Annotated in this window: 19 protein-coding genes; 9 read left to right on the top strand and 10 right to left on the bottom strand. The window is 72.3% G+C overall.

Going from position 1 to position 25,411, the window contains the following annotated elements; all coding sequences use genetic code 11:
* The first annotated feature begins 169 nt into the window (after nt 1-169).
* Nucleotides 170-1,117, top strand: coding sequence for a phosphatase PAP2 family protein (locus tag ACFYS8_RS22785; RefSeq protein WP_387643445.1), 948 nt, complete (start codon nt 170-172; stop codon nt 1,115-1,117).
* Between the two features lie 51 nt (nt 1,118-1,168).
* Here the strand turns inward: ACFYS8_RS22785 and ACFYS8_RS22780 are convergent, their stop codons facing one another.
* Nucleotides 1,169-4,210 (bottom strand): bifunctional [glutamine synthetase] adenylyltransferase/[glutamine synthetase]-adenylyl-L-tyrosine phosphorylase, encoded by a 3,042-nt coding sequence (locus tag ACFYS8_RS22780; protein WP_387643443.1) that lies wholly within the window; start codon nt 4,208-4,210, stop codon nt 1,169-1,171.
* 74 nt (nt 4,211-4,284) lie between these two features.
* On the opposite strand from ACFYS8_RS22780, the gene ACFYS8_RS22775 reads away from it, so the two are divergent.
* Nucleotides 4,285-4,413, top strand: coding sequence for a hypothetical protein (locus tag ACFYS8_RS22775; protein WP_387643441.1), 129 nt, complete (start codon nt 4,285-4,287; stop codon nt 4,411-4,413).
* Between the two features lie 6 nt (nt 4,414-4,419).
* Here ACFYS8_RS22775 and ACFYS8_RS22770 read toward each other — a convergent pair whose 3' ends face one another.
* The 3 genes from ACFYS8_RS22770 to glnA form a co-directional block, all read right to left on the bottom strand.
* Nucleotides 4,420-8,094 carry a tetratricopeptide repeat protein gene (locus ACFYS8_RS22770; RefSeq protein ID WP_387643440.1) on the bottom strand — a complete coding sequence of 1,225 codons (3,675 nt, stop codon included), beginning with the start codon at nt 8,092-8,094 and terminating at the stop codon, nt 4,420-4,422.
* A gap of 186 nt (nt 8,095-8,280) precedes the next feature.
* Nucleotides 8,281-8,508, bottom strand: a complete 228-nt coding sequence (locus tag ACFYS8_RS22765; protein WP_387643438.1) for a dehydrogenase — start codon at nt 8,506-8,508, stop codon at nt 8,281-8,283.
* 89 nt (nt 8,509-8,597) lie between these two features.
* On the bottom strand, nt 8,598-9,959 hold the full coding sequence (glnA, locus tag ACFYS8_RS22760) for a type I glutamate--ammonia ligase (protein WP_387643436.1): 1,362 nt from the start codon (nt 9,957-9,959) through the stop codon (nt 8,598-8,600).
* 214 nt (nt 9,960-10,173) lie between these two features.
* On the opposite strand from glnA, the gene ACFYS8_RS22755 reads away from it, so the two are divergent.
* Together ACFYS8_RS22755 and ACFYS8_RS22750 are read left to right on the top strand one after the other, a co-directional pair.
* Nucleotides 10,174-11,919 (top strand): NAD+ synthase, encoded by a 1,746-nt coding sequence (locus ACFYS8_RS22755; protein WP_387643434.1) that lies wholly within the window; start codon nt 10,174-10,176, stop codon nt 11,917-11,919.
* A gap of 183 nt (nt 11,920-12,102) precedes the next feature.
* Nucleotides 12,103-12,906, top strand: a complete 804-nt coding sequence (locus tag ACFYS8_RS22750; RefSeq protein ID WP_387643432.1) for a putative protein N(5)-glutamine methyltransferase — start codon at nt 12,103-12,105, stop codon at nt 12,904-12,906.
* Here the strand turns inward: ACFYS8_RS22750 and ACFYS8_RS22745 are convergent.
* The 3 genes from ACFYS8_RS22745 to ACFYS8_RS22735 all read right to left on the bottom strand — a co-directional run bounded on the left by ACFYS8_RS22745 (nt 12,903) and on the right by ACFYS8_RS22735 (nt 16,310).
* Nucleotides 12,903-13,901, bottom strand: coding sequence for an endonuclease/exonuclease/phosphatase family protein (locus tag ACFYS8_RS22745; RefSeq protein WP_387643430.1), 999 nt, complete (start codon nt 13,899-13,901; stop codon nt 12,903-12,905). The genes ACFYS8_RS22750 and ACFYS8_RS22745 overlap by 4 nt on opposite strands.
* Before the next feature lie 130 nt (nt 13,902-14,031).
* The gene (locus tag ACFYS8_RS22740; protein WP_387643428.1) at nt 14,032-14,673 is read right to left on the bottom strand and encodes a TetR/AcrR family transcriptional regulator; all 642 of its coding nucleotides are present in this window, start codon (nt 14,671-14,673) and stop codon (nt 14,032-14,034) included.
* Between the two features lie 23 nt (nt 14,674-14,696).
* Nucleotides 14,697-16,310, bottom strand: coding sequence for an MFS transporter (locus ACFYS8_RS22735; RefSeq protein ID WP_387643426.1), 1,614 nt, complete (start codon nt 16,308-16,310; stop codon nt 14,697-14,699).
* 213 nt (nt 16,311-16,523) lie between these two features.
* Here ACFYS8_RS22735 and panB point away from each other — a divergent pair, with 213 nt between their 5' ends.
* The 3 genes from panB to ACFYS8_RS22720 all read left to right on the top strand — a co-directional run bounded on the left by panB (nt 16,524) and on the right by ACFYS8_RS22720 (nt 19,442).
* Entirely contained in the window at nt 16,524-17,393 is an 870-nt protein-coding gene (panB, locus tag ACFYS8_RS22730; RefSeq protein ID WP_387643424.1) for a 3-methyl-2-oxobutanoate hydroxymethyltransferase, read from the top strand.
* 241 nt (nt 17,394-17,634) lie between these two features.
* A complete protein-coding gene (locus ACFYS8_RS22725) occupies nt 17,635-18,615 on the top strand; it encodes an ATP-binding cassette domain-containing protein (protein WP_387643422.1) in 981 nt (326 codons plus the stop codon).
* On the top strand, nt 18,612-19,442 hold the full coding sequence (locus tag ACFYS8_RS22720; protein ID WP_387643420.1) for an ABC transporter permease: 831 nt from the start codon (nt 18,612-18,614) through the stop codon (nt 19,440-19,442). Before ACFYS8_RS22725 ends, ACFYS8_RS22720 begins: the two co-directional genes overlap by 4 nt.
* A gap of 23 nt (nt 19,443-19,465) precedes the next feature.
* On the opposite strand, the gene ACFYS8_RS22715 is transcribed toward ACFYS8_RS22720, so the two are convergent.
* Nucleotides 19,466-22,768 carry an ATP-binding protein gene (locus tag ACFYS8_RS22715; protein ID WP_387643418.1) on the bottom strand — a complete coding sequence of 1,101 codons (3,303 nt, stop codon included), beginning with the start codon at nt 22,766-22,768 and terminating at the stop codon, nt 19,466-19,468.
* Nucleotides 22,769-22,926: 158 nt separating this feature from the next.
* On the opposite strand from ACFYS8_RS22715, the gene ACFYS8_RS22710 reads away from it, so the two are divergent.
* A complete protein-coding gene (locus ACFYS8_RS22710) occupies nt 22,927-23,742 on the top strand; it encodes a site-2 protease family protein (RefSeq protein ID WP_387643416.1) in 816 nt (271 codons plus the stop codon).
* A 16-nt stretch (nt 23,743-23,758) separates the two neighbouring features.
* Here the strand turns inward: ACFYS8_RS22710 and ACFYS8_RS22705 are convergent, their stop codons facing one another.
* Both ACFYS8_RS22705 and npdG read right to left on the bottom strand, forming a co-directional pair.
* Nucleotides 23,759-23,953, bottom strand: coding sequence for a hypothetical protein (locus ACFYS8_RS22705; protein ID WP_387643414.1), 195 nt, complete (start codon nt 23,951-23,953; stop codon nt 23,759-23,761).
* Nucleotides 23,954-24,082: 129 nt separating this feature from the next.
* On the bottom strand, nt 24,083-24,784 hold the full coding sequence (gene npdG, locus ACFYS8_RS22700; RefSeq protein WP_387643412.1) for an NADPH-dependent F420 reductase: 702 nt from the start codon (nt 24,782-24,784) through the stop codon (nt 24,083-24,085).
* Nucleotides 24,785-24,831: 47 nt separating this feature from the next.
* Here npdG and ACFYS8_RS22695 point away from each other — a divergent pair, with 47 nt between their 5' ends.
* Nucleotides 24,832-25,410, top strand: a complete 579-nt coding sequence (locus ACFYS8_RS22695) for a hypothetical protein (RefSeq protein ID WP_387643411.1) — start codon at nt 24,832-24,834, stop codon at nt 25,408-25,410.
* Nucleotide 25,411 lies beyond the last annotated feature (1 nt).

Below are 25,411 nucleotides of genomic sequence, written 5' to 3'. Positions count from 1 at the left end.
CGCGCACGAACGAGACCCCGGCTCGACCCCCGGTAACCCTCACGCCACAATGGACCCCATGCGCCTCGAGAACCGATCGACCCCTACCCCCGTAGGGGGACAGTCGGTGAAGAATCCCCGACCAGAGGATGAGCAAGCGGCCACACCTCTTCTGGCAGACTTCTCGTCCATGGGGGAACCGACCGAGATCCACGCACCCGGCGCCGACCGCGCCGAGCGGAGCGCACGCGACGGTTCCGACCCGGGCACGGACCACACCGCCCACAAGCCCGGCGGAGCCACCCGCGTCGCCCAGCCACCCGCCGCCGGCCTCCGCGCCCGCCTGCGCGAGCAGCGCCGCATCCCGCGCAGACCGCACCTGCTCTTCGAACTCGCCCTGATCGGCATCAGCTACTGGCTGTACTCGCTGGTCCGCAACGCGGTTCCCGAGCAGGCCGCGATAGCGCACAAGCACGCCAACTGGATCTGGGGCCTCGAACACACCCTGGGCATCGCCGTCGAGCGCTCGATCAACCACGCCGTCAACTCGGTGACCTGGCTGATCGTCGGAATGAACTACTACTACGCCACCCTGCACTTCATCGTCACCATCGGCGTACTGGTCTGGCTCTACCGCTCCCACCCCGGCCGCTACGCAGCCGCCCGCACGGTGCTCTTCGTCACCACCGGCATCGCCCTGCTCGGCTTCTACTTCTTCCCCCTCGCCCCACCCCGCCTGATGGACGCCGGCTTCGTCGACACCGTCACCGTCCACCAGACCTGGGGCTCCATGGCCTCCGGCGCCGGCGCACACGTCTCCAACCAGTTCGCGGCCATGCCCTCCATGCACATCGGCTGGTCCATGTGGTGCGGCCTCACCATCTTCTTCCTGGCCCGCCGCACCTGGGTCCGCGTCCTCGGCCTCGCCTACCCCCTCGTCACCCTCAGCGTGATCATCTCCACCGCCAACCACTTCTGGCTGGACGCCGTCGGCGGCGAGATCTGCCTGATCATCGGCTTCGTCGCGGCCCGGTTCATCTACCACAACTGGGTCTACCGCCTCCCCCGCGACCCGGACGACCCGGCGGAGAACGCCCTGACGGTTCCGGTCTCCTGGGAAACCAAGGTCTCTGCCTAGGGAAACCAGGGGCGCAGGAAGACTTGCGCGAGCGGCCCGCCTGCGTTCGCCCTACTCCGTCCCGTAAAACAGCCGCTCGACAGCGTGTCGCGCCCGCCGCGTGACCCGACGGTAGTCGTCCAGCAGCTCGCCGGAGTGCCCGACCCCGTAGCCGAGGTAGCGCGCGACGCCCGCCAGTTCCCTCGCGTCGCCCGGGAAGCTGTCCCCGGCCCGGCCCCGGACCAGCATCACGGCGGCCCGTACCCGCGAGGCCAGGACCCACGCGGCGTCCAGCACCTCCGCGTCCTCCCGCTCCACCAGGCCGGCCGCCGTCGCGGCCGAGAGCGCGGCTCGGGTCCGGGTGGTGCGCAGGTCCGGGATCTCGTGGCCGTGCCGGAGTTGGAGAAGCTGGACCGTCCACTCCACATCCGCCAGCCCGCCGCGGCCGATCTTCGTGTGGGTGGTGGGGTCGGCGCCGCGGGGCAGTCGTTCGGCCTCGATCCGGGCCTTGATGCGGCGGATCTCCGTCAGGTCGCGTTCGGAGACGCCCCCGCCGGGGTAGCGCAGCGGGTCGATGAGGTCCCGAAAGCGTGCGCCGAGTTCGAGGTCGCCGGCCATCGGTTCGGCCCGTAGCAGCGCCTGGCTCTCCCAGGCGTGCGACCAGCGCGCGTAGTAGCCGGCGTAGGAGGCGAGGGTCCGCACCAGCGGGCCGTTGCGGCCCTCGGGGCGGAGGTCCGCGTCGACCTCCAGTGGGGGTTCGACCGAGGGCGCGGCGAGCAGGGTCCGCATCTCGCCGATCACGGCTTTCGCCGCGCCCGCCGCGTCGTCGTCCAGGACGCCGAGTCGCGGCTCGTGGACGAACAGCACGTCCGCGTCGGAGCCGTAGCCGAGTTCGTGGCCGCCGAACCGGCCCATGCCGATGACCGCGATCCGGGTGGGCAGTTCGCCGTTGCGGGCCTCCCAGCCGGCGGTCGCGGCGCGCAGCGCGCCCTGCAGGGTGGCGGCGTTGATCGAGGTGAGGGCTTCGCCGGCGGCGTCCAGCGCCTGTGCGGGGTCGTCGTCGAGTCGTCCGAGCAGGTCGGCGGCGGCGGTGCGGAACAGTTCGCGGCGGCGCACCGACCGTGCTGCCGCCACCCCGGCCGAGGGGCTGTCGGCGCGGCCGACGGCGGCAAGGATCTCGGACTCGAGTGCGGCCCGGCCGCGCGGCGCCAACCCGCTGGAGTCCCCGAGCATCGCGACCGCCTCTGGTGCCCGCAGCAGCAGATCAGGGGCGAATCGCCCGGCCGACAGCACCCGGGCCAGGTGTTCGGCGGCCGCGCCCTCGTCGCGCAGCAGCCGCAGGTACCAGGGGGTGCCGCCGAGCGCGTCGGAGACCTGCCGGAAGTTGAGCAGGCCGGCGTCCGGGTCGGCGGAGTCGGCGAACCAGCCGAGCAGCACCGGCAGCAGGGTGCGCTGGATGGCTGCCTTGCGGCTGACGCCGGAGGCGAGTGCGGAGATGTGCCGCAGCGCGGCGGCCGGGTCGGCGTAGCCGAGTGCGGCGAGGCGCTGCCGGGCGGCTTCGGCGGTGAGCCCGGCGGCGCCGGAGCGGGTGACCCGCAGTTCGGCGACGGGCAGTTCGGCGACGGCGTCGAGGAGCGGACGGTAGAACAGCCGCTCGTGCAGCCGCCGCACCTCGACGGCGTGCCGCTTCCACTCCCGTTGCAGGGCGGTGACGGGGTCGTCCCTGGTGTCGCCGTTGATCAGCGGGGCCATGGTGCGGGCCAGTCGGCGCAGGTCGGCCGGGTCGGTGGGCATCAGGTGGGTGCGGCGCAGCCGGTGCAGCTGGATGCGGTGTTCGAGGGTGCGCAGGAAGCGGTACGCGCCGTCCAGCGAGGCGGCGTCGGCGCGGCCGACGTAACCCCCGGAGGAGAGCGCGGAAAGCGCTTCCAGGGTGTTGCCGCTGCGCAGGCCCTCGTCGGTCCGGCCGTGCACGAGTTGCAGCAGCTGGACGGCGAACTCGACGTCCCGCAGCCCGCCCGGGCCGAGCTTCAGCTGCCGTTCCAGCTCGCCCGCCGGAATCGTGTCGACCACCCGGCGGCGCATCTGCTGGACGTCCGCGACGAAGTGCTCACGGGCGGCGGCCTCCCACACCAGCGGGGCCACCGCCTCGGTGTACGCCCGGCCGAGTTCGGCGTCCCCGGCGACCGGGCGGGCCTTCAGCAGCGCCTGGAACTCCCAGGTCTTGGCCCACCGCCGGTAGTACGCGAGGTGGCTGGCCAGGGTGCGCACCAGCGGACCGTTGCGGCCCTCCGGGCGCAGATTGGCGTCCACCGGCCAAATCACGCCCTCGCCGGTGGTGTCCGAGCACAGCCGCATCAGCCGCGCGGCGAGGCGGGTGGCGGCCTGCATCGCGCGCTGCTCGTCCACCCCGTCCCGCGGCTCCGCCACGAAAATCACGTCCACATCCGAGACGTAGTTCAGCTCCCGGCCGCCGCACTTCCCCATCCCGATCACCGCCAGCCGGCACGCGGCGGCCGCCGCCGGGTCCTCGGCGGCGGCGATGTCCAGCGCGGTCTGCAACGTGGCACCTGCCAGGTCGGCCAGCTCGGCGGCGGCCTGCGGCAGGTCGGTGGTGCCGGACAGGTCGCGGGCGGCGATCGTCAGCAGGCAGCGCCGGTACGCGGCCCGCAGCGCATCGGCCGCCCCCGCCTCCCCCGGCTGAACGCGACGGGCCAGCTCGCCGAGAAAATCCCCACGCCCCGGGTGGATGTCGCGCAACTCGAACGTGACCAGCGCGTGCCAGTCCCGCGGATGCCGGGCCAGATGATCACCGAGCGCCGTCGACGCCCCCAGCACCCCCAGCAACCGGTCACGCAGCGGCTTCGACGTGGTGAGCGTGTCGCGCAAGGTGTGCCGCTCATGCGGATCCAGCGCCTCCAGCAACCGCGCCAACCCGAACAGCGCCTGATCCGGATCGGCCGCCGCCCCCAACGCGTCCAACAGCACCGGATCAGCAGCGAGCCCGCTCAACTCCGGCTCGTCCAACAACCGCACCGCCTGATCCGGATCGGAGAACCCCCGCCGCACCAGCCGAGTCTCCAACCGACTCACCCGACTCCCGGACCGTTCCTCCACCGCTCCGCCTCCCGTTCGTCTCCCGTCTCCGAAGCGTACGTTCCAGGCGGGCCCCCGGACCGTTCGCCGCTCTCGTGGCAGCCCGTCCCCCCGCGCTGCTCGTCCGACCAAGTCCGGCCCGCGAAAACCTGCTGTTCCACGAGGGCCGCCGCCATGCCCCGTGGCCCGCACCCGCCCGGCGCCGCGAGCAGCTGCGCCGCTGAGCGCACTCAGCCCGGCACTGCCCGTGCCTCCAGCAGCCGCTGCCGGAGGGCGGCCGCATGCTCGGCGACGGACGGCATGACCTGGACCAGGGTGCCGAGTTCGATGTGCAGTTCGGCGAGCTGCCCGGCGGACGGCGCGGCCTGCAGGAACGCGTCCAGCACATGAGCGGCTTCGGCCGGATCGGACGCGGCGGTGTGGGCGAGCACCAGGTTGCTCAGGGTCGCGACAGTGCCGCCCGGTCGGAGGAGTTCGACGGCACGTGCGAAGCAGGCGTCCCCCTCGGGCCGGCCGAGCGCGTGCAGGACCACCCCCTTCTCGTAGTGGACCCAGCCCTTCTCCGGCTCCTCCTCGATCGCCCGGTCGAGGTCCGCCAACGCCTCCGCGTATCTGCCCAGCAGGCGGTACGTCAGCCCTCGCGCCGCCACCAGCCAGGCCGCCGGACTGGCCTCGACGGCCCGGTCGCAGTCGGCCAACGCTTCGTCGTACCGGCCGAGGAGCCGGTACACGACGCCCCGGAGCACACCGTGGGCCGGATCGAGTCGCACCGCGCGGTCGTACGCCGTCAGGGCCTCGGCGAATCTGCCCGCCATCCGGTGGGCGAAGCCCTGCGAACCGGCGAGCAACGCATGGTCGGGACCGAGTTCGAGCGCCCGGTCGTAGTCTGCCAACGCCTCGTCGTACCTGCCCATCGCCAGGTGGGCGTTGCCCCGCTGCTCGACCGCCCAGCCGCTTCCGGGGGCGAGTTCCACGGCCCGGTCGAAGTCGGCCAGTGCTTCCGTGTGCTGTCCCATCGCCACGTACTGGTGGCCACGCGCCGCCAGAGTCCTGGGCTCGTCGGGTTCGAGGGCGAGCGCCCGGTCGAAGTCGGCCAGCGCCTCCGGGTGGTCTCCCATCGCCTGGTGAAGGCTGCCGCGGGTGACGAACAGCGTCGCCGCCTCGGGCATCAGCCGAATGGCCCGGTCGAGACCGTCCAGCGCGTCCTGATGACGCCCCAGGTCCCGGTACATCCACGTACGTGCCAGCACCGTCCACTGGGAGTGCGGGTCGAGTTCCACTGCCCGGTCGTACGAGGCCAGCGCCTCCTCGGGCCGCCCAAGCTCCCGGCAGGTGTCGCCGCGCGCGGTGAGGGCCACCACGTCCCCGGGATCGAGCTCGACGGCCCGGTCGTAGTCCGCCAACGCCTCCTCGAACCGGCCCAGCTCCCGGTAGGTCCCACCCCGTACGTGGAAGGCCCACCCGTACTCGCCGTCGATCTCGATCGCCCGGGCGAAGTCGGCCAGCGCCTCCTCCAGCCGGCCCAGCTCCCGGTAGGTCAGACCTCGGCGGACCAAGGCCGGCGCATTGTCCGGATCGAGCTCGAGCGCCCGGTCGAGATCCCTCAGTGACTCCTGGTGACGCCCCAGGTCCCGGTTGGCGTGGCTCCTGAAGCTGAGGGCCAGGACGTACTCCGGGTCGAGCTCGATCGCCCGGTCGAGGTCGGCCAGCGCCACCTCGGGCCGCCCCGACTGCCGGTGGATCTCGCCCCGGACGGTGAGGGAGAACAGGTCCTCGGGATCGACCTCGATCGCTCGACCGAAACTGGCCAGCGCCTCCTCGGTTCGCCCTCTCCCCCAGTAGGTCTGCCCCTGGCCGATGAGAGCCCGGCGGTCGTCCGGATCGAGCTCGACGGCCCGGTCGTAGTCCGCCAGCGCCTCCTCGTGCCGTCCCAACTCCTGATGGGTGTCGCCGCGACGCCCGAGGGCCCAGCCGTGGCCGGGGTCGAGCTCGACCGCCCGGTCGAAGTCGGCCAGCGCCTCCTCGTACTGTCCCATCAGACGCCGGGCCTCCCCCCGGGTGGCAAAGGCCGCGGCGTAGTCGGGATCCAGCTCGACGGCCCGGTCGAGATCGGCCAGCGCCTCCTCGTACCGCTCCGCCGTGATCAGGGCGCGCCCGCGACTGTGCAGCGCCTCCGGCCGGTCGGGGTCGAGCGTCACCGACCGGTCGAAGTCCGCCAGCGCGAGGTCGTGCCGGCCCTGCCCGTGGTGTCCGATGCCGCGCCGCCGGTACGCCACGGCCCGACCCGGGCGGTCGAGGACCCTGCCCGACAGCAGCAGCGTCGTCGCGGCGATCCCCGGCTCCGGTTCGGCCATCGCCGCCACCAGCCGATCACCCCACTCCTGGAGCTCCCCCGTGCCCGTGTCCCGACCTGCCCGGGCGAGCATCTGCACCCAGCGGAGCAGCGTCGCAGTGCTGTGGCTCCAGGCGTCGAGCAACTCCCGCAACGCGAGCGGCAGCGCCCGGTCGGGGTCGGCGCACAGCCGGTGGTACGTCTCCTGGAGGCGGTACCCGCACCAGCGTTCGTCCCGCCAGCGGCCTCCCGTCTCCTCTGCGTCGCAGGCGAGTTGAGCCCGCCACTCGCCGAACGTCGTCGCCAGCCGCTCGTGCTGCCGCCGCCACCGCACCGGCGACTGCTGGCGTTGCAAGCGCAGCATCGCCGTCCGCACCACGTCGTGGTAGTGGCAACGGCCCGACCGGTCGGTGACGAACGGCATCGACCGCAGCCACTCGAACAGCTCCCGAGCCTCCTCGTCCTCAACGGCCGCCCGGTACACGTCCTCGTCCAACTCCTGCGGCAGCGCACAGGCCAACGCGGCCGCCCGCCGCTCGGGCCGGGTCTCCCACTTCAGGAAGCGTTCAACCGCTGTGCCGACCGGGTCGCCGACCTCGGCCGCCGCACTCGGCTGCGACTCGGCGAGAGTGGAGACCAGCAGCGGCAGCCGACCGGACAGCCGCAGCACCACCTCGATCACGTGCTCGTCCGTGACGCCCTTGGCGGCCAGCAGCTGGCGCGCCTCGGTCTCGGTGAACACGTCCAGCGGCAGATCCGCGACCAGGTCCAGCCAGTCCCCCCAGCACTGCGCGTCCAGCCGCCTCTGCCCGGCCAGCACCACCAGCACGTTCGCGGGCAACTCGCCGTAGCGGTCGCTGAGCAGCACGTCCCGCAGCCAGGTGTCGAGCATCGGCCCGGTGCGCTCGTAGGTGTCGAAGAACAACACCACCCAGCTGCGCCGCTGCGCGATCTCCGTCAGCTCCTGAAGGAATACCGGCGCCAGCGCCTCGACGGGCGACAGCACCAGCTGCACGTCCTCGTGGCTACGGAACCGCGCGCTGAGCATGCCCTTCAACTGCTCGGCGCCGGCAGCGACTTGATTGGCGTCCAACGCCCCCGTGAATGCTCCGACCCCGGGGATCATCCCCAGCCCGACCAGGCCGACCCTCGACGCGATCACACTTCCCGGAGACGGGGACGCGCTCTCCCCCGCCACCACCAGACCGGCGTCCGCCTCGTGCCGCCGCTGCTGATACGTGTTCAGCAGCCGCTCCAGCGCCTTCATCGGCGCACCCTGCTGCCCGAACTGCCCGGCGAGCGCCTTCATCGCCTCGACGGGATCGGCCACCGCCTCGTCCACGTACCCGGTCGCGGCCCGTGCGTCCCGCGCCGCCGTCTCCATCTGCCGCACCAGCGTGGACTTCCCCACCCCGCCGGGCCCGTGCACATGGAACAGGAACTGTGCCGCGTCCTCCGGCACCTGCCCCAACACCTCGGTGAACACAGCCAGTTCACTCCGCCGCCCGACGAACCCGCTCCGCCGCCGACGCCGGATCAACTCCTGCCGCGAAGGCCCCCGCCCGCCACTCACCTCGGCGACCCGCCGTCCCGCTGCTGCATCTCGGCCTGCGGCTCGCGGCATTCGTGGAACACGATCGCCTCCTGCTCGACCACCCGCAATTCACGCACCCCGGCCACGCCCGCCCCCAGATCGCTCCCCGGCGCGGCAGCCCAGCAACTGGAACCGCCCGCGACCAACTGTCGACACAACCCGCCACTACCCCGTCGACGGCGGCCACTCACGGAGGATGTCGGGGTACGGGCAGGCCTCCAACGGCTCACCCGGCCGGTCCAGCCACCCCCACCAGACGTGCCGCTGGTCGCACTCCCACACGCCGCGACAGGTCCGCTTGCCGTCGTCCTCGCGCTCGAACAGCACCATGGCGCCGAACGACAGCGGACGATCGCACTCGGGGCAGCCCGGCCGGTTCTCCTCGGATGACATGGCGCGCACTGTACCGATGCGACACCGGCCCCCGGGGCCCCGGGGCGGCAGTACGTGCCACCGGCCCGGAACCCCCAAGACCCGCAGGGCTACAGCACCTGGAGGATCTTCTTCAGCTCGAACGGCGTGACCTCCGAGCGGTACTCCTCCCACTCCTGCCGCTTGTTGCGCAGGAAGAAGTCGAAGACGTGCTCGCCCAGCGTCTCGGCGACGAGTTCGCTGCGCTGCATGAGGTCGATCGCTTCGCCGAGGTTCTGGGGCATGGGCTGGATGCCGAGGGCGCGGCGTTCGCCATCCGTCAGGGCCCAGACGTCGTCGTCGGCGCCGGGGGGGAGTTCGAGGTTGTCCTCGATGCCCTTGAGGCCGGCGGCGAGGGTGACGGCGTAGGCGAGGTAGGGGTTGCAGCCGGTGTCGAGGGAGCGGACCTCGATGCGGGTGGAGCCCTGCTTGCCGGGCTTGTACATGGGGACGCGGATGAGGGCGGAGCGGTTGTTGTGGCCCCAGCAGATGTAGGAGGGTGCTTCGCCGCCGGCGCCGGCGGTGCGCTGGGAGCCGCCCCAGATGCGCTTGTAGGAGTTGACCCACTGGTTGGTGACGGCGGCGGTCTCGGCGGCGTACTTGAGCAGGCCGGCGATGAAGGAGCGGCCGACCTTGGAGAGCTGGTACTCCGCGCCGGATTCGTGGAACGCGTTGCGGTCGCCCTCGAAGAGGGAGACGTGGGTGTGCATGCCGGAGCCGGGGAAGTTGGAGAACGGCTTGGGCATGAAGCTGGCGTGGACGCCCTGTTCGAGCGCGACCTCCTTCATGACCAGGCGGAAGGTCATGATGTTGTCGGCGGTGGAGAGCGCGTCGGCGTAGCGGAGGTCGATCTCCTGCTGGCCGGGGGCGCCCTCGTGGTGGCTGAACTCGACCGAGATGCCCATGGATTCGAGCATGGTGATGGCCTGGCGGCGGAAGTCGTGGCCGATGCCGCGCGGGGTGTGGTCGAAGTAGCCGGACTGGTCGGCGGGGGTGGGCGGGGTGCCGTCGCCGGGGAGGTCCTTGAGGAGGAAGAATTCGATCTCGGGGTGGGTGTAGAAGGTGAACCCCTGGTCGGAGGCCTTCTTCAGGGTGCGCTTGAGGACATAGCGCGGGTCGGCGTAGGACGGGGAGCCGTCGGGCATCCGGATGTCGCAGAACATTCGGGCGGTTCCGGGGTTCTCGGAGCGCCACGGCAGTATCTGGAACGTGGTGGGGTCCGGCTTGGCGATCATGTCGGACTCGTACACCCGGGCGAAGCCCTCGATCGCGGAGCCGTCGAAGCCGATGCCCTCCTCGAAGGCCTGCTCCAGTTCCGCGGGGGCGACCGCCACGGACTTGAGGAAACCGAGGACGTCGGTGAACCACAGCCGGACGAACCGGATGTCACGCTCTTCGAGTGCGCGAAGCACGAACTCCTGCTGCTTGCCCATGGGGACAGTCTCACCTCTGCTCTTTACGCCCGTGTTACGCCTGACACGCCCTGAACCGGACGAACCGGATGCGTCGCACCGAACCGCGCCGCGTCGGACCGCATCGCGCCGTGACCCATCATGGCGGATCCCGGTCCGCTTGCCGACCGCGCGGACCGTGCGGGCAACCCACCCCTCGCGACATAACGTCAGTTAGACGATTACACTCAGGGGCATGCCGAATCTGCGTCTCGCCCTGTGCCAGATCGACCCCTGGGTCGGTGACCTCGCCCGCAACAGCGAGGAGGTGCTGCGCTGGTCGAAGCGGGCCGCCGAGTCCGGCGCGGACCTGATCGCGTTCCCGGAGATGGTGCTCACGGGCTACCCGGTCGAGGACCTGGCGTTCCGCGACTCTTTCGTGGAGGGCTCGCGCGCCGCCCTGGTGGACCTGGCGGCCAAGCTGCAGGCCGAGGGCCTGGGCGAAACTCCGGTGCTGGTCGGCTACCTGGGCCGGGGCGAGCCGGGCAGCAAGTACGCGGGCAAGCCGCAGAACTGCGCGGCGGTGCTGCGCGGCGGCGAGGTGGTGACCAGGTTCGCCAAGCACTTCCTGCCGAACTACGGCGTGTTCGACGAGTACCGCTACTTCGTGCCGGGCGACCAGCTGACGGTCCTTCGGCTGCACGGCGTGGACGTCGCGCTGGCGATCTGCGAGGACATCTGGCAGGAGGGCGGCCGGGTCGCCGCGACCGGTCAGGCCGGCGCGGGGCTGCTGCTGTCGATCAACGGTTCGCCGTACGAGCGGGACAAGGACGACGTCCGGCTGGAGCTGGTCAAGCGCCGTGCGGCCGAGGCCGGTTGCCCGCTGGTGTACCTGAACATGGTCGGCGCGCAGGACGAGCTGGTCTTCGACGGCGAGTCGCTGGTGGTCGACGAGAACGGTGAACTGCTGGCCCGCGGACCGCAGTTCGCGGAGGCGCTGCTGGTCATGGACCTCGACCTGCCGGCCGCGTCCGAGCCGGGCCTGCCCGACGGCACGGTGCTCGCCGACGGCCTGCGGCTGACCCGGGTCGACCTGGGCGGCGATCCGAAGCCCGCGCCCGCCGAGATCGAGTCCCCCCACATCAACCAGCGGCTGGACGACGAGGCCGAGGTGTACGCGGCGCTGGTCGAGGGCACCCGGGCGTACGTCCGCAAGAACGGCATGCGCTCGGTGCTGATCGGCCTGTCCGGCGGCATCGACTCGGCGCTGGTGGCGGCGATCGCGGTGGACGCGATCGGCGCGGAGCACGTGTACGGCGTCTCGATGCCCTCGCGCTACTCCTCGCAGCACTCCCGCGACGACGCCGCCGAGCTGGCCCGCCGCACCGGGCTGCACTTCCGCACCGTCCCGATCGCCCCGATGTTCGACGCCTACATGGGCGCCACCGAGCTGACCGGCCTGGCGGAGGAGAACCTGCAGTCCCGGCTGCGCGGCACCCTGCTGATGGCGATCTCCAACCAGGAGGGGCAGATCGTCCTCGCCCCGGGCAACAAGAGTGAACTCGCGGTCGGCTACTCGACGTTGTACGGCGACTCGGTCGGCGCGTACGGCCCGATCAAGGACGTCTACAAGTCGCTGATCTTCCGGCTGGCCCGCTGGCGCAACGCGCAGGCCGAGGCGCGCGGCGAGGTGCCGCCGATCCCGGAGAACACCATCAGCAAGCCACCGTCCGCCGAGCTGCGCCCCGACCAGGTGGACACCGACTCGCTGCCGGACTACGACCTGCTGGACGCCGTCCTGGACCGGTACGTCGAGGGCGACCAGGGGCGGGACGCGATCGTCGCCGAGGGCTTCCCGGCCGAGGTGGTGGACCGGGTGGTGCGCCTGGTCGACCTGGCCGAGTACAAGCGCCGGCAGTACCCGCCGGGCCCGAAGGTCTCGCCGAAGAACTTCGGCCGCGACCGCCGGCTGCCCATCACCAACCGCTGGCGACAGGGCTGACAAAGGGCTGACAGGACGGGCGGCAGGGGTTAGGGTGAGCGCCGCGATACGCGCCCGATCATGGACGGCGCGCCGGCCGAAGGAGGTGGGAGAGATCACCGTGCAGGTTGTCGAGGTGCTCCCCCGCCGTCCGGCCGCGGCCTGACCGGACGGGGAGCCCGCAAGGCTTTCCGAGAGGTCTCCGTGTCGTTCCCCCTTTCCCCCGCCCAGCTGACCGACCACGTCACCGACCGGCTGCGGGCGGCCGGCTGTGTCTTCGCCGAGGACGAGGCCCGGCTGCTGCTGTCCGCCGCCGACCGCCCCGACCGGCTCGCCGAGATGCTCGAACTGCGGTGCGCGGGGCACCCGTTGGAGCAGGTGGTGGGCTTCGCCGAGTTTGCCGGGCTGCGCATCGCGCTGACCCCGGGTGTGTTCGTTCCGCGCCGGCGCAGCGAGTTCCTGGTCGAACGGGCCGTCGCACTGGGCGCGCCCGGCGCGGTGGTGCTGGACCTGTGCTGCGGCTCCGGCGCGATCGGCGCGGCGCTGGCCGCCCGGCTCGGCGGGGTCGAGCTGCACGCCGCCGACGTCGACCCGGCCGCCGTCGCGTGCGCCCGCCGCAACCTCGCCCCGTACGGCGGCGTGGTGCACCTGGGCGACCTGGACGCCCCGCTGCCCGCCGACCTGCGCGCCCGGGTCGGACTGCTGGTGGCCAACGCCCCGTACGTGCCGACCGGCGAAATACCGCTGCTCCCGCCGGAGGCCCGCGACCACGAGCCGCCGGTGGCACTGGACGGCGGCGCCGACGGCCTGGCAGTGCAGCGCCGGGTGGCGGCCGCCGCGCCGCGCTGGCTGGCGCCCGGCGGCCACCTGCTGATCGAGACCAGCGAACGGCAGGCCCCGGCGACGGCCGCACTGATGTCCCGCCAGGGCCTGACGGTCCGGATCGAGCAGGACGAGGAGCGGGACGCCACCGTGGTGATCGGCAGCAGTCCGGGCGGGCCCTCCTAGTACTTGTACGCGGCGGTCAGCGCCAGGTGATCGCTCGCGTCCGCCGGCAGGGTGCGGGAGTCGGTGGGGACCAGCCCGCCCTTGCTGAGGATCTGGTCGATCCGGGCCATCGGGAAGGACGCCGGCCAGGAGAAGCCGAAGCCGTCGCCGGCCGCGCCCTGGGCGGAGCGCAGCTGGGAGGTGATGGGGGCGAGGCTGCGGTCGTTCATGGTGCCGTTGAGGTCGCCGAGCAGCAGCACCTTGCCCAGCGGCTCGTGCTCGATGGCGTCGCCGAGGGCCTGCGCGCTGACGTCGCGGCGGCCGGCGGTGAAGCCGCTGTCGAACTTGACCCGCACCGAGGGCAGGTGGGCGACGTATACGGCGAGCGGGCCCTTGGGGGTGGTGACCTGGGCGCGGAAGGCCCGGGTCCAGCCCATTTTGAGGTCGACCACGGTGACGTCGTCGATTGGGTAGCTGGACCACAGGCCGACGGTGCCCTTGACCACGTGGTACGGGTACGCCTGCTCCAGCCCGGCGGCGTAGACGGGCGCGACGGCGCCGGAGATCTCCTGCAGGGCGACGATCTGCGCGCCGGAGCCGTTGAGCATCCGGATGGTGCCCTGCGTGTCGTCGTTGGCGGCGGACACGTTGTGGGTGAGCACGGTGAAGTCGCCGGGTCCGCTGCTCTTGTCGACCAGCAGCGCGCCGAACAGGTTCAGCCACACCGCGGCGGGCAGCAGCGCGGCCACCACGGCGACGCCGGAGCGCCGCCACAGGGCGAGTACCAGCAGCACCGGTACCGCCAGGCCCAGCCAGGGCAGGAAGGTCTCCAGCAGGCTGCCGAGGTTGCCGAACCGGTTCGGCAGCTGGGCGTGGGTCACCAGCAGCACCGTGAGCAGTACGCCGAGCGCGGTGAGCAGCCAGGCGCGCCGCCAGTCGAACCAGCGCCGCAGCCGGCCGCGCCAGGTCGGCGCCTGCTCGTCCGCCACAACCGCCGGGCCGTCCGCCCGCACCATGCCCGCTCCTTGCCGCCGTGTCCGTCGACTCCCTGCCGACCCGCCCGACCTGCTCCGATCCGATTCTCGGCTCAGCCTATGACGGGAGGGACGCGACAATGTGTGCGAGGAGTTCCACGCCCAGGCCGATCTAACGGGCGGCGATGCCCTCCAGGACGGCGTCGATCATCTGGCGGGGCAGGTCGGGGTCCTCCAGCGGTGCGTCGTCCCACAGGACGGTGCGCAGCAGGATCGGTCCGATGAGCATCTCGCAGAGCAGCTCGACGTCCACGTCGGAGCGGAGTTCGCCCGCCTCGACGCCGCGGCGGACGATCTGCCGGATCAGTTCGCGGCGCGGATGGACCACCCGTTCGTGGTACGTCTGCTTGAGTTCGGGCCAGCTGTTCATCTGCCCGAGCGCGGACTTGACGATCCACCGGGAGCGCTTGATCAGGCCGCGCCGGCGCATGTAGTCGACGGCGCTGATCAGGTCGTCGCGGTAGGTGGGGCCGGCCAGCGGGGGCATCGGCTCCTCCAGCCGGGCGACCACGTCCACCAGCAGGGCTTCCTTGTTGGGCCAGCGCCGGTAGATGGTGGCCTTTCCGACGCCCGCCTCGGCGGCGATCCGCTCCATGGACAGCTCGGCCAGGCCGACGCCGTCCTCCATCAGCTTCTCGACGGCGCCGTAGATCGCCTGCTCGGCGGCCTCACTACGCGGGCGGCCCCGCCGCGGAGCGTCCTGCTCCGCGGCGGGGCCGTGGCACGGCTTGAGCGGAGTGTCGGCGCTTGTCATGGCCTTATTCTCCACCCTGCCGATCAGACCTTGGCGGGACTAGCGTCGGAGTCCGCCTTGCCCTGCGCGTCGGCCCGGCCGGCCGGGCCGCCGGGGGCGGCGGGGAGCTTGCCGGGCAGCAGCGCCATCGCGAGCACCGCGCCGAGCACGGTGACGCCGGCCGAGACGGCGGAGACCACGTGCATGGCGTGGATGAACGCGTCCTTGGCCGGGTCGACCAGGCCCGGCAGGTGCAGCTTCTCGGCCGTCCCGAGGGTGGACTCGATCGACTCGCCGGCCCGGTCGCGGAGCTGCTCCGGCACGGTGCCGAGGTGGTCCTCCATGCCGTTGCGGTACACGGTGGACAGCATCGCGCCGAGCACCGCGATGCCCAGCGAGCCGCCGACCTGGCGGAAGGTGTTGTTCAGCGCGGAGCCCGCGCCGGCCTTCTCGCGCGGCAGCGCGCCCATGATGGCGACCGTCACCGGCGGCATCACGTGCGCCATGCCGGTGCCCATCACGAAGCCGAGCACGATCAGCAGCCAGATCGGGCTGGTCGCGGTCAGGAACGCGTAGCCGAGGAAGCCGACGGTGACCAGCAGCATGCCGCCGGCGCAGGTCAGCCGGATGCCGATCCGGTCGACCACCAGCCGGGCCCGGGGCGCGAAGATCAGCTGGGCGACGGCCAGCGGCAGCATCAGCTCACCGGCCTGCAGGGCGCTGTAGCCGCGCACGCTCTGGATGTAGAACACTCCGAAGAACGAGACGCCCATCAGCGCGAAGAACACGATGCCGACCACGCTGATCGACGCGGAGAACACCTTGTTGCGGAACCAGGTGACGTCCAGCGCGGGGTGGCTGGTGCGCTTCTCGAACAGCACGAACGCGGCCAGCGCGACCACGCCGATCAGGGTCGGCACCCATGCCTCGGGGGCGGTGAAGTCGGCGAGTTCGCCGCCCTTGATGATGCCGTAGATCAGCGCCACCAGGCCGATCACCGAGAGCAGCACGCCGACCGGGTCGAGCTTGCCCGGGTTGGGGTCCTTGGAGTCCGGGACCAGCCAGCCCATCAGGCCGAGCGCGAGGATCACGATGGGGACGTTCACCAGGAACACCGAGCCCCACCAGAAGTGCTCGATCAGCAGGCCGCCGGTGATCGGGCCGATGGCGATCGCCAGGCCCACCGCGCCGGCCCAGATGCCGATCGCCTTGGGCTGCTCGTGCCGCTCGAAGACGTTCATGATGATGGCCAGCGTCGCCGGCATCACGAACGCGCCGCCGAGGCCCATCACCGCGCGGTAGCCGATGAGTTCGCCCGGGCTGGCGGCGAACGCGGACAGCAGCGAGCCGAGGCCGAAGACCACCATGCCGGACAGCAGGGTCCACTTCCGGCCGAACCGGTCGCCCAGCAGGCCGGCGGTGAACAGCAGGCCGGCGAAGACCAGCGTGTAGGAGTTGATCGCCCATTCCAGGTCGCTCTGGCTCGCGCCGAGGCCCACCGGGGCGGGGGTGGCGATGGTCTTCATCGCCACGTTGAGGATCGAATTGTCGAGCACGACGACGAGCAGGGCGAGCACCAGGGTGCCCAGGATCCACCAGCGTCGGCGGTGTACGGCTTCCGGCACCCGAGGTGCCGGCGGCGCGGTCGGCGAGGTCATACGAGCAGACTAGCCGCCTATTCGATACGAGACGGTCCCGTATCGTAACGGTCGGGACACCGTACGGCAAAGACCTCCCCAAGAACCCCTCCGAACGGCCGGGGACGGCAGGACTCCCGCCCCTTTGCTGACGGCCCGTGGCATGCAAGCATGGAGCCAGATCCGGGGACGCCGCACGGCGCCACGAGACGACACACACCAGGAGTCTGTTCAATGAACGCCTCTCCGCTTCAGCCTGCCCAGCCGCAGGACGCGCCCGCCACCCTCTACGGCGGGGTCACCAACCGGCGGGTCACCGTCCGGGACCTCGCCAAGGCCAAGCGCAACGGCGAACGGTGGGCCATGCTCACCGCCTACGACGCCCTCACCGCCGGCGTCTTCGACGAAGCCGGCATCCCCGTCCTGCTCGTCGGCGACTCCGCCGGCAACTGCCACCTCGGCTACGAGACCACCGTGCCGGTGACCATGGACCAGATGGTGATGCTCTCCGCCGCCGTCGTCCGCGGCACCCAGCGCGCCCTGATCGTCGCCGACCTGCCCTTCGGCTCCTACCAGGAATCCCCCGCCCAGGCCATGCACAACGCGGCCCGCCTGATGAAGGAGGCCGGCGTCCACGCCGTCAAGCTCGAAGGCGGCGAACGCAGCGCCCGCACCATCGAACTCCTCGTCGAGGCCGGCATCCCCGTGATGGCCCACATCGGCCTCACCCCCCAGTCCGTGCACGCCTATGGCGGCTACCCCGTCCAGGGCCGCGGCGACGAGGCCGCCCACCAGCTGCTCCGCGACGCGAAGGCCGTCCAGCAGGCCGGCGCGTTCTCCGTCGTCCTCGAAGCCGTCCCCGCCGAACTCGCCGCCGAGGTCACCACCCACTCCGCGATCCCGACCGTCGGCATCGGCGGCGGCCCCGGCACCGACGCCCAGGTCCTCGTCTGGACCGACTTCGCCGGCATGACGGCCGGCCGCGTCCCCAAGTTCGTCAAGCAGTACGCCAACCTGCGCGCGACGCTGGCGCAGGCGGCGAGCGAGTTCGCCTCGGACGTCCGCGAGGGCACCTTCCCGGGGCCGGAGCACAGCTTCCAGTAGCCGGTTCTCGGGAGCCCATCTGCGAGGTCGCGACCACGTGCAAGTCATTGCCGTGCGTCGCGATCTTGCTGTTGGGTGCCTTCCGTTTCGCGCAGTTCTCCCCCAGCCCCAGGGGGCTGGGAGGTGCCCCCACGCGCCCCTGGTTTCGCACCCGCACAACTTTCGCGCCCCTGTCATCGCAACCGTCTGCCTGACAGCGGGCTGACAGCCCCGTGACAGCCGGCCCCGGCACGGTGTTCCCATGACACGAAACACGGGGAACGCCGTGGAGGTCCACGGCATTGTGAAGCACTACGGGGAGACGAAGGCCCTGGACGGGGTCGATCTGACGGTGCGTGAGGGGACGGTGCTGGGGCTGCTCGGGCCGAACGGGGCCGGGAAGACCACGCTGGTGCGGGTGCTGTCGACGTTGATCAAGCCGGACGCGGGCACGGCGTTCGTGGGCGGGTTCGACGTGTTGCGGCAGCCGAAGCAGTTGCGGCGGACGATCGGGCTGACCGGCCAGTACGCGTCGGTGGACGAGCTGCTGTCGGGCTACGAGAACCTGTACCTGATCGGGCGCCTGCTGGATCTGTCCGCCAAGGACGCCAAGGCCCGGGCGGCCGAGCTGCTGGAGCGGTTCTCGCTCACGGAGGCCGCCAAGCGCCCGGCGAAGGGCTATTCGGGTGGGATGCGGCGCCGCCTCGACCTCGCGGCGTCGATGATCGGCCGCCCGAAGGTGCTGTACCTGGACGAGCCCACCACCGGCCTGGATCCGCGGACCCGCAACGAGGTGTGGGACGAGGTGCAGCGGATGGTCGGTGAGGGGTCGACGGTGCTGCTGACCACCCAGTACATGGAGGAGGCGGAGCAGCTCGCCGACGCGCTGACCGTGATCGACAAGGGCCGGGTGATCGCCAGTGGCGGCATCCAGGAGCTGAAGACCCAGGTCGGCGGTCAGAGCCTGCAGGTGCGCCCGCTGCGGCCGGCGGAGCTGCCGGAGATGGCCCGGTCGCTGCACGGGGCCGGCATCCCGGCGACCTGCTCCGAGGAGTCCGGCCTGCTCGCGGTGCACCTCACCGACGAAGGCCAACTGACCACCGTGATAGGCGTGTTGGGCACCCGGGGATTCGGGATCGCCAGCATCGACACCAAACTGCCGAGCCTGGACGAGGTATTCCTGTCCATCACCGGCAAGCCGTCCGTCCCCGCCCCGGCCCGTGACAAGGAGTCCGTCGCATGAGCACCGCCACCCTGAGCCCCGCCCCGGCCGCCGCGTCCGTGCGGTCCGCCGACGACACCCGGATCGGCCTGCGTTCGAACCTGCGCCACCTGGGTGCGCTGACCCGCCGGAACCTGATGCGGATCAAGGCCGACCCGGAGTCCATGCTGGACGCCCTGCTGGTACCGGTCATCATGATCCTGCTGTTCGTCTACGTGTTCGGCGGCGCGATGGCCTCCAACCAGCACGAGTACATGCAGTACATGGTGCCCGGCCTGCTCGGCACCACCGGCCTGAGTCTGGCGATGGCGCTGGGCACCGGCCTGAACACCGACTTCCAGACCGGCGTGATGGACCGTTTCCGCACCCTGCCGATCGGGCGTTCGGCGGTGCTGCTGTCGAAGATGATCGCGGAGACGCTGCGGGCGGTCGTCGCGTTCGTGGTGCTGATCGGTTTCGCGCTGATCCTCGGCCTGGAGGTCAAGGGCGGCCCGCTGGCGCTGCTGGCCGCGGTCGGTCTGTCGCTGGTGTTCGGCGCCTCGCTGATGTGGGTGTCGATGCTGCTGGGCATGGCGATGCGCAGTGCGCAGGCGGTGCAGGGCATGGCGATGCTGGTGATGATGCCGCTGCAGTTCGGCAGCTCGATCTTCGCCAATCCCAGCACCATGCCGGGCTGGTTGCAGGCGTTCACCAAGCACAATCCGCTGTCGGCGCTGGCGGATGCCTGCCGGGCGCTGATCAACGGCGGCGCGGTCGGCAACTCGGTGGTGACGGTGCTGATCTGGTCGGCGGCGATCACCGCGGTGACGGCGCCGCTGGCGGTGGCCCGCTTCCGCAAGCGCACCTGAACGCCGGGCTGGGGAGGTCGGTCTCAGAACTCCCCGGGATCGTTCAGCAGGGCGGACGCCTCGTGCAGGTCGAGGCGTCCGCCCTTCTCGTGTGCCGTCGAGTACGCCGATTCGCCGAGCAGTTCGCGCAGGACCGCCTCGCAGCGGGCACGTTCGGCGCGCTCCATGAAGGAGCCGGAGGCGCCGCTGAGGCCCTCGTGCGCGCCGACCAGTTCGGCGCCGCGCCGGGCGGCGGCCAAGTTGCCCTCCTGCTGGGCCAGTTCGGCGAGGACGGCGGCCAGCGGGATCATCAGCATCATCGCCATGTGTTCGACGAAGACGGTGGCCCGGCCCTCCACCTCGGCCATCGCGCGGCGGCCCTCGCGCATCAGGGCCAGTCCGGCCCGCGGGTCGCCGGAGCGGGCGGTCGCCCAGCCCCGGATGCAGGTGGTGATGCCGAGGAACACCCAGGGGAGCGGGCCGCGGGTGGGTACTTCGTCGGACAGTTCGTCGAGCACCGCCAGCGCCCCGGCGTACTCACCGCGCTGCACGCACAGGTTGCACAGCACCAGGCGGCCGTAGAGCCGCGCGCCCTCGGCGTCCCGGCTGTCCACGGCGGCCTCGGCGACGGCCTCGCGGACCATCCGCTCGCCGGCCGCCGGGTCCGATTCGGCGATCACCTCGCCGAGCCGGGCGCGCAGCAGCGGCACCTCCTGGCGGGCGCCGAGCCGGACGGCCAGCTCGATCGCCTCGCGGAAGGCCCGTTCGGCGAGCGCGCGGTCGCCGGACTTGGTGGCGTTCTCCGCCTTCGCGGCCAGCGCGTCGGAGCTGCCCCACAGGTCGCCCTGCGCGGTGTACAGGGCGAGCGCCTCCTCACTGTCGGCGATCGCCTGCTCCAGTCCCCCGGCCAGGTCGTTGAGCAGCCGGGCGCGCATTTGCAAGGCGAACGCCAGGTCGCCGGGGGCGCCGTGGCGGCGGGCGCCGGCCACCGCGTCGTCCAGCACCGCCCGGGTGCGGTCCATCTCGCCGGTGAGGAAGACCGCGAACACCCGGCTGAGCACCGGGGCCTGGTAGGACTGCGGCAGGTCGGGGGTGTAGACCTCCAGCACCCGGTGGGCGGTTCTCAGCGCGGCGGCGTCGTCGAGCATCCCGAGGTCGCCGGAGAACATGCTGATCAGCCGGTGCAGCCCGAGGTGGCGGCGGGCCTCCTGGAGGACCTCGGGCGGCAGTGGCGGCGGCTGGTCGAGCGGGCCGGCGGTGAGCGGAACGGGCATCGGGGCGTCGTCGGCGAACGGCTCGGGGCCGAGCACGGCGGCTGCTTCGTACCAACCGCGGGACTCGGCGCGGTAGTCGCGCAGCGCCCAGTAGCCGGCCATCGACAGCGCCAGCACCAGGGCCTCCTGTTCCTGCTCGGCGTCGACGGCGCGGCGCAGCGCGGCCCGGACGTTCTCCTGCTCGCGGTCCAGCCGGGCGAGCTCGTCGAGCTGGCCGGGGCCGCGCAGGCGGAGGGCGGCGGTCCGGGCGACTTCCCGGTAGTGCCTGGTGTGGCGGTGGGCGACCTCGGGTTCGGCGGCCTCGGCGAGGCGTTCGGCCGCGTACTCGTGGATGGTCTCCAGCATCCAGTAGCGCGGCTGTTCGCCGAGCCCGGCCACCAGCAGGGACTTGTCGACCAGCGACAGCAGCAGGTCGGCGACCTCCACCCGGGGCACCTCGGCGTCCGCGAGCACGGCCTCGGCGGCCTCCAGGGTGCAGCCGCCGGCGAACACCGAAAGCCGTCGCAGCACGGCGCGTTCGCGCGGGCCGAGCAGGTCCCAGGACCAGTCGACGACGGCGCGCAGGGTCTGCTGGCGGGGCAGCAGGGTGCGGGAGCCGGCGGTGAGCAGCGCGAACCTGGAGTCCAGCCGGTCGGCGAGCTGGCGGGGGGTGAGTCCGCGCAGCCGGGCGGCGGCGAGTTCGATGGCCAGCGGCAGGCCGTCCAGGCGGCGGCAGAGTTCGGCGCAGGCCTCCGGGTCCTGGTCGGTGCGGAAGCCGGGGCGGGCGGCGGCGCCGCGGTCGGCGAGCAGCCGCAGCGCGGACGGGTCGGGCAGCGGTTCGACGGGCAGCACGGTCTCGCCGGGGACGCCGAGCGGTTCGCGGCTGGTGGCGAGGACGGTGACGCCCGGGCAGTCGGCGAGCAGCCGGTCGGCGAGGTCGGCGGCGGCCTGGACGACGTGTTCGCAGTTGTCGAGCAGCAGCAGCAGGCGCCGGCGGCCGAGGTGGTCGACGACCCGGCTCACCGGGTCCTTGCGGCCGCCCTCGATCACCTCGGCGACGGTGCCGCCGGTGTGCAGCACGGTCTCGCGCAGGCCGAGCGCGGCGGCGACGGCGGCGGGGACGGCGGCGGGGTCGTCCAGCGGGGCGAGTTCGACCTGCCAGACGCCGCCGGGCCAGTTGGCGGTGCCCTGTTCGCGGCGGCCGGCCTCGACGGACAGCCGGGTCTTGCCGGAGCCGCCGGGGCCGGTCAGTGTGGTCAGCCGGCCGGCGGTCAACGCGCGTGCCACGGTGGCGAGTTCGCCCTCGCGGCCGACGAAGCTGGTGCGGCCGGGGCGCAGGTTGCCGGCGGCAGTGGTCGGCGCAGCGGGAGCGGTTTCGGGCGCGGTGGTGAGCAACTCGCGGTGCAGGGCGCGCAGTTCGGGGCCGGGGTCGGTGCCGAGCCGGTCGGCGAGGGTGTGGCGGATCTCCTCGTAGCGGGAGAGCGCCTCGGCGGTGCGGCCGGCCGCGCGCAGGGCGCGCAGCTGGAGGGCCTGGAGCTGCTCGTCCAGCGGGTGGTCCCGGCAGAGTTCGGCGAGTTCGGCGGTGACCTCGGCGGCCCGGCCGAGGGCCAGCTGGGCGGTCAGCCGGTGCCGGCGGGCGTCCTCGCGCTGGGCCTCCAGGCGGGCGGCGGGGGCGGTGCGGTCGGGCAGGTCGGCGAGCGCGGGGCCGCGCCACAGGGCGAGCGCGGCGGTGAGCCGGTCGGCGGCGGCCGCCGGGTCGCCGTCGGCGAGGGCGCGGACGCCGTCGGCGGCCAGCCGCTGGAATTCGGCGACATCGGTGTGCGGGCCGGTCAGCCAGTAGCCGGCCGGCCCGGAGCCGATCTCGTCCCGGCCGACGGTGCGGCGCAGCCGGCCGACCAGCGTCTGCAGTGCGGCGGCGGCGTCCTGCGGCGATTCCTCCGCCCACACCTCGTCGGCGAGCAACTCGGCCGGGACGGGCCGGCCTTGGCGCAGCGCGAGCGCGGCGAGCAGGGCGCGCAGCCGGGCGCCGCCGAGCGCGATCGCCGTGCCGTCGTCGTGGTGGGCGGTGGTGGTGCCGAGGATGCCGTAATGCACCCGCCCATTCTGCGGGACGCGTCCGACGCCCCGGGCGCACACCCGTACGGAACGCTGGGCTGCCGCCGTCCGTTCATCCATGGCCGCTTGTCGGGTGCGCCCGGTGCCCGGCATCATCGGACGTCCGCCCGACCCCCATGTTCCGGAGCCTTCTCGTCATGACCTACGCCAGCACCGGCCAGCGCAGCGCGGAGAGCCGGGTCAGCCCGATCTTCCTGGCGCTGGCCGGCACCTTCGTCGCGTCCGGCTTCGCGCTGGCCACCGGCTGGGGCAACGACCGGTTCGGAATCTTCCTGTTCGTGGTGGCGGGCTGGATGGTGTCGCTCTGCCTGCACGAGTACGCGCACGCGCGCACCGCGCTGGCGGGCGGCGACATCACGGTCGGCATGAAGGGCTACCTGACGCTGAACCCGCTGAAGTACGGGCACGTGGTGATGAGCTTCGTGCTGCCGGTGGTGTTCGTGCTGATGGGCGGCATCGGCCTGCCCGGCGGCGCGGTCTACATCGAGCGGGACCGGATCTCCGGCCGTCTCAAGCACAGCCTGATCTCGGCGGCCGGCCCGCTGGTGAACGCGCTGTTCGGCATCGTGCTGCTGGTGGCGGTCAGCCAGGGCTGGTTCGACAACCCGAACGTGCCGGCCCACTACGACGGCGAGGAGCTGATGTTCTCCCCGCTGCCGGCCGCCCTGGGCTTCCTCGCCTACCTCCAGGTCACCGCGGCGATCCTGAACCTGCTGCCGGTGCCGGGCCTGGACGGCTACGGCATCATCGAGCCCTGGCTGTCGCCCAAGACCCGTCGGGCGATCGCCCCGTACGCGCCCTACGGCATGCTGCTGCTGTTCGCGCTGGTGTGGCAGAGCCAGGTCGGCCAGTGGCTGTACGACCTCACCATGGGAATCTTCGACCTGTTCGGCGCGGACTCGCACTACGCGGCGGTCGGCCGGCTGCTGTTCAGCTTCTGGAAGACCTACTGAGCCCGCGCCATCCGCTCTACTGGGCCTGCGGCTGCTGCGCGCGGGCCCGCTCGGCGCGGTCCTTGCGCAGGTAGTACCAGGCGATGTTGCTGGCCACGCCGGCCATCAGCACCCACACCACGCCGAGCCAGTTGCCCTCGACGAACGAGACCACCGCGGCGGTCACGGCCAGGGCCAGGACGATCGTGGCGTACAGGGCGTTGCGGGGCATGGCGGGACTCCTCGGGCGGGCGGTGTGGCTCCGCCATTCTCGCCGACCGAACAGCCCGCACCGGCCGGGGGTGGCCGGTGCGCGCCGCGGCGTGGGTCACACCGCGGCGCGCCCGGCTCAGACGTCGGCTCAGACGTCGGTGATCCGCAGGCCCGCGTGCGCCTTGTAGCGGCGGTTGACCGAGATCAGGTTGGCCACCAGCGCCTCCACCTGGTGGGCGTTGCGCAGCCGCCCGGCGAAGATGCCGCGCATGCCGGGGATCCGGCCGGCCAGGGCCTGCACGGTCTCGGTGGCGGCGCGGTCCTCGCCGAGCACCATCACGTCGGTGTCGATCGACTCCACCGTTTCGTCCTGCAGCAGCACCGCCGACAGGTGGTGGAAGGCGGCGGTGACGGTGGAGTCCGGCAGCAGCGCGGCGGCCTGCTGGGCGGCGGAACCCTCGGGGACCTGGAGCGCGTAGGCGCCCTGCTTGTCGAAGCCCAGCGGGTTGACGCAGTCCACCACGATCTTCCCGGCGAGTTCGGCGCGCAGCGAGGTGAGCGTCTCGGCGTGGCCGTCCCACGGCACCGCGACGATCACCACGTCGCTCTCCCGGGCGCACCGCGCGTTGTCGGTGCCACGGATGCCCAGGCCGAGCTGCGAGGCGCAGTCCTCGGCGCGCTCGGCGCTGCGGGAGCCGATGATCACCTGCTGACCGGCCTTGGCGAGCCGGTAGGCGAGGCCGCGGCCCTGGTCACCGGTGCCGCCGAGGACTCCCACCACGAGCTCGGAGACGTCCGGCAGCTGTCGGCCCGGTCCGGCCGTCGCGTTCACTGAATCGGGTTGCGTCATGCGGAAGATCCTGCCAAACGGCCTGCCCGGGCAGCATGCTGTCGCGCATGGACGCGGTGAGAGTTTCCGCACTCCGGCAGTCACTGTCCGGCACCGGCTGGCCCGAGCGGGCGGGCGTCTTCGCCTCCGCACTGCGCGGCTCGGTCACCCGGCGCCGCGCCACCGGCCTGCTGCTGGTCGGCACCCCCCACTACGAGCCGTGGCACCTGGCCGCGCACCTGAGCGACGAGGCCGCGTACAGCGGGGTTCCCGAGCTGGTCCCGACCCTGCTGCGGCACACCGTGCCGACGGGCGCGCCGAACCATCTGGCGTGCGGGCTGCCCCGGCTCGAGGAGGCACGCACCGGCGCAACGGTGCTGCTGATCGCCCCCGCGCCCGCCGACGAGCCCCTGCTGGAGCGCCTCGACGGTGCCCGCCGGGCCGGCGCGGTGCTGCTCGCCCTGGACGGCGGCGACCCCGAGCTGACGGCGCTGGCGCACGAGCGGCTGACGGTGCCGGACGCCGAACCCGAACCGTTCGAACTGGTCCAGCACCTGGTCAGCTCGGCCACCTCGACGGTGCCGCCGCGCTCGCGGCTGGCCCGGCTGGCGGAGCGGCTGACCGCCTCGCCGGTGCTGCGCTGGTGAC

Origin of the sequence: Kitasatospora sp. NPDC004615 (assembly GCF_042873545.1) — a bacterium.
GTDB lineage: Bacteria > Actinomycetota > Actinomycetes > Streptomycetales > Streptomycetaceae > Kitasatospora.
This window is presented reverse-complemented; position numbering and strand designations above follow the sequence as displayed.